The sequence below is a fragment of the Marinobacter sp. genome (assembly GCF_052094685.1).
GTDB lineage: Bacteria > Pseudomonadota > Gammaproteobacteria > Pseudomonadales > Oleiphilaceae > Marinobacter.
This window is the reverse complement of the sequence record NZ_JBQDKB010000121.1, coordinates 1-8,807: the sequence shown is the minus strand read 5'-3', so window position 1 is coordinate 8,807 and position 8,807 is coordinate 1. Positions and strand designations below refer to the sequence as shown.

Here is an 8,807-nt window from a genome sequence, read left to right as displayed (position 1 = left end):
CAAAGATGCCGATACCCAGAACAACCACTTGGAACTGACGCTGATACCACACCTGTACCCACAGAGGCTGCTCTTCTAACCATTCATCTTCTGTAAGAACCGCTTCCGCACGGGTGAAATACTGCTCCGGCAACTGATACTCCAATGGGAACACCTGAAACTCACTGTCCAGAGGGCCTGTTTGGCGCTTTACGGTCAGCTCCAGAGTCCAAGGTGTACCCGGGTCAAATTTGTGCTGCTGCCGGATAATAAAGATGGCCATTTCTTTGAACTCAGGCATGCCCTCGGCATACACATCACTGAGCCGGTAAAAATCGAGATCTCGGAAGTTGAAGGTGTCTCCGTACTGACGAATTTGAACCCGATCGAAAATACCGCCACGCACGTAACCGGAACCTTTAAAGGAGTATTCACCGTTGGCCACAACCGCGATAGCTTGCTCGCCCTCCTTCAGTTCAGACATCAGCCACTCGAACTGGCTATCACCCAATATGTTACGGCCAATACTCGGGGCATCCAGGTATGCGGCGTACAGATCAACCAACGGCTCATCCCGCTCATCGGGGGCTGCGGCTCGAATACCCTCAGCATCGGTGCCCTTGAAGGAATCATCTACCTGCCCTTTGGTGAGCAACATGCGACGAATTGAGCCATCGCCAGTGAGCGATTCCCAGCTGCGGGGTTCAAAGTCGTCTTTGATAACTTCGGCCATAGGCGGGCGCTTTGTTCCACTGCCTTCTACTAGCCCAAGTTCAACACCCACCCGGTGCGCAGTACGCATGATCACTTCGTTAACCACCATCACCGTAACCGTGGCGCCAGAGAGCCCGTCTACAGCAACCTTACGCTCGCTGGAAGTTCCACCCACTGTCACGCGCTGATCTGCCTGAAGGCCAGTGTATTGATCAGTAAAGGCGTGGAGTTTGCTTTCGGGGATACCCACCAAAAGGATAGGTTCATCATGGTGGATCACTTTGGTAAAGCGGATAGCGCCTTCGGTATCCAGTACCACCATGGCGTTCAACGGCTTGCCAGAATAAGCGGGGGTTTGAGCAAAATCGAGAGACTGGTAAGCGTAGCCTTTCAGCTCGTCACCGGCGTATAGCTCCTGAATAGCGCGATTGCTTTCCAAAGGCTCAAAACGGGTCACTTCTGGCATGGCTTGCTGGATAACCTGACGCCCGGCTATAGGTTCATACTTACTGACCGGCTCTGCCTGAGCCATAGGCACAGTTAACAGCAGCAGGGTAAACAAACAAAGCACGGTGCGGAAAATAGTGTTCAAAACAAGCCCCCGAAAAACAGCGAATCACCTAAACCTGAGCTACGTAGCCTAGGCGATTGAGAAATAAATCCCATACCTCTATATGGCTATATCTTCCCGTGAAAAACCAAAGAGATGGCCAACTTCAGCCGAGGCTAACGGCGTTCCCACTCTTATCCAGAGGCAGGTAATTACTCACGTGCCCAAGGCGAATAGATTCCACCATCATGGTCAACGGCTGCTGGGCTTCGTCAGAAGATGGAGGCGTACCGCCCTTACCTGACATAGCAGCAACAAATACAACGTCCCACGATTGACCAGTGCTGCGGGACTCTTCAACCAGAGCAGAAAATTCCGAGGCTTCTTGTGGCGCCTTGTCGACACAGATAACTGGGGTAAGCGCACCGCCCTCACCTCGTGCAAACGCGGCTTTCTCGTCTGCGGATGCGTCATCCGGTAGTTCGGCACGGCAGAAAACGAACAGCAGGCGCTGGGGCTCATGCTCGTCTTTCGTTGCTTTGATCAAATCACTGTAACTGCTAATCATGGAGGCTATATCCTTTCTGTTTGCTACTGGCTGATGTCGATCAACCGCTTGGGGTCGGAGATGAACAGCCTGCTCCGGTTTACCCGCACCAGTCCGTTGGTCTTAAGATCCGCCAGAATCCTGGAGAAGGTTTCTGGCTGCATCGCAAGCCTGGACGCAACCAGACACTTAGGCAAAGGCAGCTCTACTTCGCCACCTTCTGTTGCTCCATTAGGCAACAGATCAATCAAATAACGGATCAAACGGTCACGGGCGCTCTGCACGGTCATGATTTCAAGATCATGAAACCGGGACACTGCGCGCTTTGCGTAGTGCCGAAGCGCTGCGTGGGCATATTCGGGGTTGTTTTCGAGCATCTCCTGATACGCCTTAACCGGTATCATCAACACTTCACTGGATTTCAGAGCTTCCGCGTAGCAGGCATAGCGAGCGGGGTCGGCATAGATCATCACTTCGGCAAAGCAGTCGCCAGGGGCGATACTGTCGAGCGTGCGATCAATGCCAGACGAATCCAACCTGTACAGCCGCAAGCGGCCAGATATGACGAAGAAGAAGTGATGGGCGGGCATATCCTGCCGGTAAAGCAGCTGGTGATGCCCAAGGCGAAGGCGGCGAGATTGCAGAACCAGGTTCTGCAGATCCGCTTCACTGAGCGTATTGAAAAGGGCATGCCTGCGCAGCGGGTGCAGCCCGTTTTCATCGTCGGTCAGTGTGTTAATTGCCACCAGAACAGGTTTGGCGTAGCGGGTTTCCCCAGATTGCATCGCCACCATTGTCGTTTCCTCTTTCATATCATGCATTCAAAATCATGTTTTAGATAATAGGAGGATGGTCCCGAAAAATCGCTCCCTCCATAGAGGTAGATTCGTTGTTACTTCTGAAAATTTGACTTAACACAATAATTCGCATTGCTATCTAACATGCACTGTTGTCGACTCAACAGCGTAAACACAGCTACTGCATCAAGGGCGAGTCGGGGATCTCAAGATCCACACCTTGAACGCCCGTTTCAGCGGCCCGCACCTGCAGATATTGGCGAAATGCTCGCCGGGTAACACTCTCGCTCAGGTATTGACGAATCTTGGGCTTCACGTGCTCGTAGGGCAGCGGCTCGCCATCAATACGCTGATCCACACGCACAATGTGCCAGCCATAGCGGCTTTCGATCAGCTCCGGGTTAAGGCCTTCATTCAGCGTTAGAACCGGTCGTTCAAACTCTTCAACTGTTTGCCCTTTGCTGATCTGCCCAAGGCTGCCGCCCTGATGCCGGGATTCGCAGGCAGAGTACTGCTTGGCCAATGCCTCAAACTGGGCACGACCCTCCAGCAAAGAGGACAGCAACTGTTGCCCTGCATCTTCTTGTCGCATTCGCTCTGGCACATCATCCGGCGCAGCGGCCAGCAAAATGTGACTAACGGCCATCAGCGTTGGGCTGCGAAAACGGCCAGGGTTAGAAGCATAAAAGCGTTCGCAATCCGCATCGCTGGGCTCTGGCACGTCCAGTTGCTGCTCCAACACTCGGGCAATGGCGTCTTCTTCATCCAGCTCTTCTGGCAGATTCAGGGCTTTTGCCTGTTGCAAAAGAAGCTCACGAATGACCAAACTTTTAGCGGCGCTGTGCCAGGCTTCTGCGACTTCTTCCGCTGGGTGATGCTGCATTTCCCGAGCGATATTTTCTTCAGAAATCAGGGTGTCACCCACATAAACGGGCGGAAACTGGTTTCTGGGCTTTTCGGCTTCACCGGTGGGGATGAGTTGCATGGTAGGTCTCCGTAAATGTGGTCATTGCCCCCTCTCACGGGAGGGGGCATTTTTTCTATTACGCCCGCTTGCGCACCACCTGGTACTTCCGCCCGAAATACTCCAGCGGCACACTCAACATGTGCACCAAGCGAGTGAACGGGAAGAGCACAAAGATGGTCAGGCCCAGGAACATATGCAGCTTGTAGATCCAGCCTATGCCCACCATGTATTCAGCGGCTCCGCCCTGAAAGGTCACAATACTTTGCGCCCAACCTGCCAAACGCATCATGGTGCCGCCATCAAGGTGACCCAGCGTTGGGAAGATGGTCAGCAGCCCCAGTACCACCTGCACCACCAAAACCACGATAATCATGTTGTCGGCAAAGGTGCTACTGGCCTTAACTCTAGGATCTGTCAGCCGGCGATAAGCCAGCATCACGCCACCCACCAGACACATCACCCCGGCAATGCCACCCACCACAATCGCCAGCACCTGCTTGGTGCCTGCAGTCATGAATGGCTCGTACACAAAGTGCGGAGTCAGCAGACCAACCAGGTGGCCAAAGAAAATCACCAGAATGCCCACGTGGAACAGCACGCTGGCCAGCACCATGTTTTTCTTACTTAACATTTGGCTGGACTGGGCTCGCCAGGTGAACTGGCCGTGGTCGTATCTTGCCCAAGTGCCAACAACCAGCACCACCAGAGCGATGTACGGGTAGATCCCGAAAATCAGTGTATTCAGATAAGACATCATCTTGGTCTCCTCCTGCGCCGTCAGGCGTCTCTAGCTGCGGCACTTGCCTGAGCGGGCGTTACATCTGTCATCAGGTGATCACTGAGGTGAATAGTCTGGGTTTGCTCCAGTTCGCGACGACGCTGACCAACAACGTCGCCGGTGCTGCAAGAACTGCCCTGATCGTCCACAAACTTCACCATCTCTTCTTCCCAGACCTTGTCCAGAGCTTCTGGCGTGTCGTCGCGCTCTTCCGAGGCCACAAGCTGTGCCAGCTCCTGACGGTTGGTTGTGCGGCCAGACAGTTCCAGCAGCGTATCCATGGCTACGTGGTAAACGCTCTCACGCTGATATAGCCGCTCACCTAAAAGACCAAGAATGTGGTGGATATCTTCCAGCCAGTTTTTAATCTCATCCCAAGGCCGGGTCGACAAATACTCCAGGAACAACGGCAGATAATCTGGCAGCTCTTTGGCGTCGATTTCCAACCCGTTGGCGCGATACTGCTCCATCAGATCGACCATCGCCTGGCCGCGATCACGGGATTCCCCGTGCACGTGCTCAAACAACAACAGTGACGTGGCGCGGCCTTTGTCGAAGGTGCCTGTGTAGGCCTCTTCAAGATCCAGAAGATTGCCGTCACAAAGACGCTCGATGCACTGGAGCAGCTGCTCTTTGTTTTTCCGTGGCAACCGGCTGTCCTCAAGGACAACCGCAACCATGGCGTCTTTCGAGGCCTGTAGTTCAGCGGAGGGGTACTCCAGAACCCGTGCCAGTACTTTTAAAAGTCTCATAAAGGCCTCCTTATTCCTGCATCTGTTTCGGGTCGACCTGCTTCACCGTGGTCAGCTTCTGCACCATGGAAGTGGTGTTTTTACGACCACCAAACAGGCTGAATTCGCTGTCACCACCGCTGCAGCCGTCGCCGAAGCTGAAGCCACAACCGCCACGTTCACCATGTGCGTCCGGGAAAGCTTCCTTCGCCAGTTCACGATGACTGGTGGGGATCACAAAGCGATCTTCGTAATCGGCAATGGCCAGGTAGCGATACATTTCATCGGCTTGAGCTTTGGTAAGGCCGGCCTCTTCCAGTGCCCGCAAATCTTCAACGCCATCTACGGTTTCAGCACGTTTGTACAAGCGCATGGCCATAATGCGTTTGAGCGCACGCACAATCGGCTTCTCATCCCCTGCGGTCAGTAGGTTGGCCAGGTATTTCACCGGAATACGCAGGCTTTCGATCTTCGGCAGCACGCCGTCGAACTCAACATTGCCAGCTTCAGCAGCCGACTGAATCGGGCTCAGGGGTGGCACGTACCAAACCATGGGCAGAGTGCGGTATTCCGGGTGCAGCGGCAGAGCCAGCTTCCAGTCTACGGCCATCTTGTAAACCGGGCTGCGCTGGGCGGCCTCGATCACATTCATGGGCACGCCATCTTTCGTGGCCTGCTCAATCACTTTTGGATCGTTAGGGTCGAGAAAGATTTCCAGCTGCTTTTCGTAAAGCTCGTGTTCGCCCGGAGTACTGGCCACTTCTTCGATGCGATCGGCATCGTAAAGCAGCACGCCCAGGTAACGGATACGGCCTACGCAAGTCTCGGAGCATACGGTCGGCATACCCGCTTCAATGCGCGGGTAGCAGAAAATACACTTTTCAGACTTGCCGGTTTTCCAGTTGAAGTAGATTTTCTTGTACGGGCAGCCAGACACACACATCCGCCAGCCACGACACTTGTCCTGGTCGATCAGTACAATGCCGTCTTCTTCGCGCTTATAGATGGCGCCACTCGGGCACGCAGCTACACACGTAGGGTTCAGGCAGTGCTCGCATAAGCGCGGCAAGTACATCATGAAGGTGTTTTCAAACTCGCCGTAAATATCGGCTTGAATCTGGTCGAAGTTTTTGTCTTTGCGACGCTTGGCAAACTCGGTACCGAGAATTTCTTCCCAGTTCGGGCCCCATTCAATCTTGTTCATGCGCTTGCCGGAGATCAGCGAGCGTGGCCGTGCAACTGGCTGGTGCTTGCTGTCGCCGGCGGTGTGCAGGTGCTGGTAGTCAAAATCGAACGGCTCGTAGTAATCGTCAATTTCCGGCAGGTCCGGGTTGGCGAAAATGTTCGCCAGAACCCGGAACCGGCCGCCAATACGGGGCTGTATTTTGCCGGATTTGGTCCGCATCCAGCCGCCCTTCCACTTGTCCTGGTTTTCCCACTCTTTCGGGTAACCAATACCGGGTTTGGTTTCGACGTTGTTGAACCAGGCGTACTCCATGCCTTCACGGCTGGTCCATACGTTTTTACAGGTCACTGAACAGGTATGGCAACCAATGCACTTGTCCAGGTTCAGCACCATGCCTACTTGGGAACGGATCTTCATTTTACAGCCTCCTGAACAGTGTCGTTGCCCTCGCCATCAAGCCAGTCAACGTTCTTCATTTTGCGCACCACAACAAATTCGTCGCGGTTGGAACCCACAGTGCCGTAGTAGTTAAAGCCGTAGGAGAACTGCGCGTAGCCACCAATCATGTGCGTGGGTTTCGGGCATACCCGGGTAACCGAGTTGTGAATACCACCCCGGCTACCGGTAACCTCAGAGCCTGGGATGTTCACAATCCGCTCTTGGGCGTGGTACATCATCATCATGCCCGGCATAACCCGCTGGCTGACCACTGCCCGCGCAGCCAGAGCGCCGTTGGCGTTGAACACTTCTACCCAGTCGTTGTCTTCTACACCCACATCCCGGGCGTCGTCTTCACTCAGCCATACAATGGGGCCGCCGCGAGACAGGGTCAGCATCAACAGATTGTCGCTATAGGTGCTGTGGATACCCCACTTTTGGTGCGGCGTGAGGAAGTTCAACGCCTTTTCCGGGTTGCCGTTTGGCTTGGCATTCAGCAGCGGTGCTGCCGCCTTGGTGTTGATGGGCGGGCGATATACCAGCAGGCTCTCACCAAAGGCGCGCATCCACTCGTGATCCAGATAGAACTGCTGGCGACCGGTCAGCGTGCGCCAGGGAATCAGCTCGTGCACGTTGGTGTAACCGGCGTTGTAAGACACGTGTTCATCTTCCAGGCCAGACCAGGTCGGGCTGGAGATGATCTTGCGCGGCTGCGCGACTATGTCGCGGAAGCGGATTTTCTCGTCTTCTTTATTCAATGCCAGGTGGGAGTGATCCAGCCCGGTAAACTCAGACAACGCAGCCCAAGCCTTCACAGCTACTTGACCATTGGTTTCGGGTGCCAAGGTCAAAATCACTTCTGCCGCATCAATGGCACTTTCAATCTTCGGACGGCCGGCGTTCGCGCCATCAATGTGCTTGTAGTTCAGGTCACCCAGAAACTTCACTTCGTTCTCGGTGTTCCAGTTAATCCCCTTGCCGCCATTACCCAACTTGTCCATCAATGGACCAAGCGAGGTGAATCGAGCGTAGGTGTTCGGGTAATCGCGCTCTACGGTGATAAAATTAGGCGCGGTTTTGCCCGGAATCAGATCACACTCGCCTTTCTTCCAGTCTTTCACATCGAATGGCTGGCCCAACTCGGCTGGTGCATCGTGCATCAGAGGCAGAGTGACCACGTCTTTCTCTACCCCCAGGTGACCTTCCGAGGCTTTTGAAAAGGACTTGGCGATGCCTTTGTAGATTTCCCAATCACTACGGGATTCCCACGCAGGATCTGTGGCAGCCGTTAGCGGGTGAATGAACGGGTGCATGTCTGAGGTATTCAGGTCGTTCTTCTCGTACCAGGTGGCGGTCGGCAGAACTATGTCTGAATACAAGCAGGTGGTGGACATGCGGAAGTCCAAAGTCACTAACAAGTCGAGCTTTCCTTCCGGTGCCTCGTCGTGCCATTTCACTTCCTGGGGTTTCAGGCCTCCGTCGTGGCCCAGGTCTTTGCCTTGCAGGCCGCTGGTGGTACCCAGCAGGTACTTGAGCATGTACTCGTGACCCTTACCGGAAGAGCCCAGCAGGTTGGAGCGCCAGATAAACATATTGCGCGGGTGGTTTTCCGGCGCTTCCGGGTCTTCCGAGGCAAACGCCAACGAGCCGTCCTTCATAGACTGAGTGACGTACTCGGGCACTTCCATGCCGGCTTTCTCAGCTTCTGCAGCTATGCCCAGCGGGTTGCGGTTAAGTTGCGGCGCAGATGGCAACCAGCCCATGCGCTCAGCACGTACGTTGTAGTCAATCAGGCTGCCGCCAAACTTTGATTTGTCTGCCAAGGGCGACAGGATTTCGTCTACGCCCAGCTTCTCGTAGCGCCATTGGCCAGAATGCGCATAGAAGAACGACGAACCGTTCATCTGGCGCGGCGGGCGCTGCCAATCCAGACCAAATGCCAACGGCTGCCAGCCGGTCTGCGGACGCAGTTTTTCCTGGCCAACGTAGTGAGCCCAGCCACCACCGCTCTGGCCAATGCAACCGCACATGACCAGCATGTTGATCAAGGCGCGATAGTTCATGTCCATGTGGTACCAGTGGTTCATACCGGCACCCACAATGATCATGGAACGGCCCTT

8 protein-coding genes are annotated in these 8,807 nt (G+C 54.6%); all 8 read right to left on the bottom strand.

Going from position 1 to position 8,807, the window contains the following annotated elements; genetic code table 11:
- Nucleotides 1–1,225, bottom strand: a 1,225-nt coding sequence (locus ACTH3S_RS16725) for an FMN-binding protein (protein WP_441810147.1), incomplete at its 3' end; no start/stop codon positions are given.
- Between the two features lie 184 nt (nt 1,226–1,409).
- Nucleotides 1,410–1,811: a ribonucleotide reductase subunit alpha gene (locus ACTH3S_RS16720; protein ID WP_441810145.1), complete on the bottom strand. Its 402-nt coding sequence runs from the start codon at nt 1,809–1,811 to the stop codon at nt 1,410–1,412.
- 23 nt (nt 1,812–1,834) lie between these two features.
- Nucleotides 1,835–2,611: a Crp/Fnr family transcriptional regulator gene (locus tag ACTH3S_RS16715; RefSeq protein ID WP_441810144.1), complete on the bottom strand. Its 777-nt coding sequence runs from the start codon at nt 2,609–2,611 to the stop codon at nt 1,835–1,837.
- A 154-nt stretch (nt 2,612–2,765) separates the two neighbouring features.
- On the bottom strand, nt 2,766–3,572 hold the full coding sequence (locus ACTH3S_RS16710) for a peptidylprolyl isomerase (RefSeq protein ID WP_441810143.1): 807 nt from the start codon (nt 3,570–3,572) through the stop codon (nt 2,766–2,768).
- Nucleotides 3,573–3,630: 58 nt separating this feature from the next.
- Complete coding sequence (gene narI / locus ACTH3S_RS16705) at nt 3,631–4,308, bottom strand: respiratory nitrate reductase subunit gamma (RefSeq protein ID WP_441810146.1); 678 nt, start codon at nt 4,306–4,308, stop codon at nt 3,631–3,633.
- 23 nt (nt 4,309–4,331) lie between these two features.
- Nucleotides 4,332–5,084 carry a nitrate reductase molybdenum cofactor assembly chaperone gene (gene narJ / locus ACTH3S_RS16700; protein WP_441810142.1) on the bottom strand — a complete coding sequence of 251 codons (753 nt, stop codon included), beginning with the start codon at nt 5,082–5,084 and terminating at the stop codon, nt 4,332–4,334.
- A 10-nt stretch (nt 5,085–5,094) separates the two neighbouring features.
- Complete coding sequence (narH, locus tag ACTH3S_RS16695; RefSeq protein ID WP_441810141.1) at nt 5,095–6,666, bottom strand: nitrate reductase subunit beta; 1,572 nt, start codon at nt 6,664–6,666, stop codon at nt 5,095–5,097.
- Nucleotides 6,663–8,807, bottom strand: a 2,145-nt coding sequence (locus ACTH3S_RS16690; protein ID WP_441810140.1) for a nitrate reductase subunit alpha, incomplete at its 5' end; no start/stop codon positions are given. The genes narH and ACTH3S_RS16690, both read right to left, overlap by 4 nt.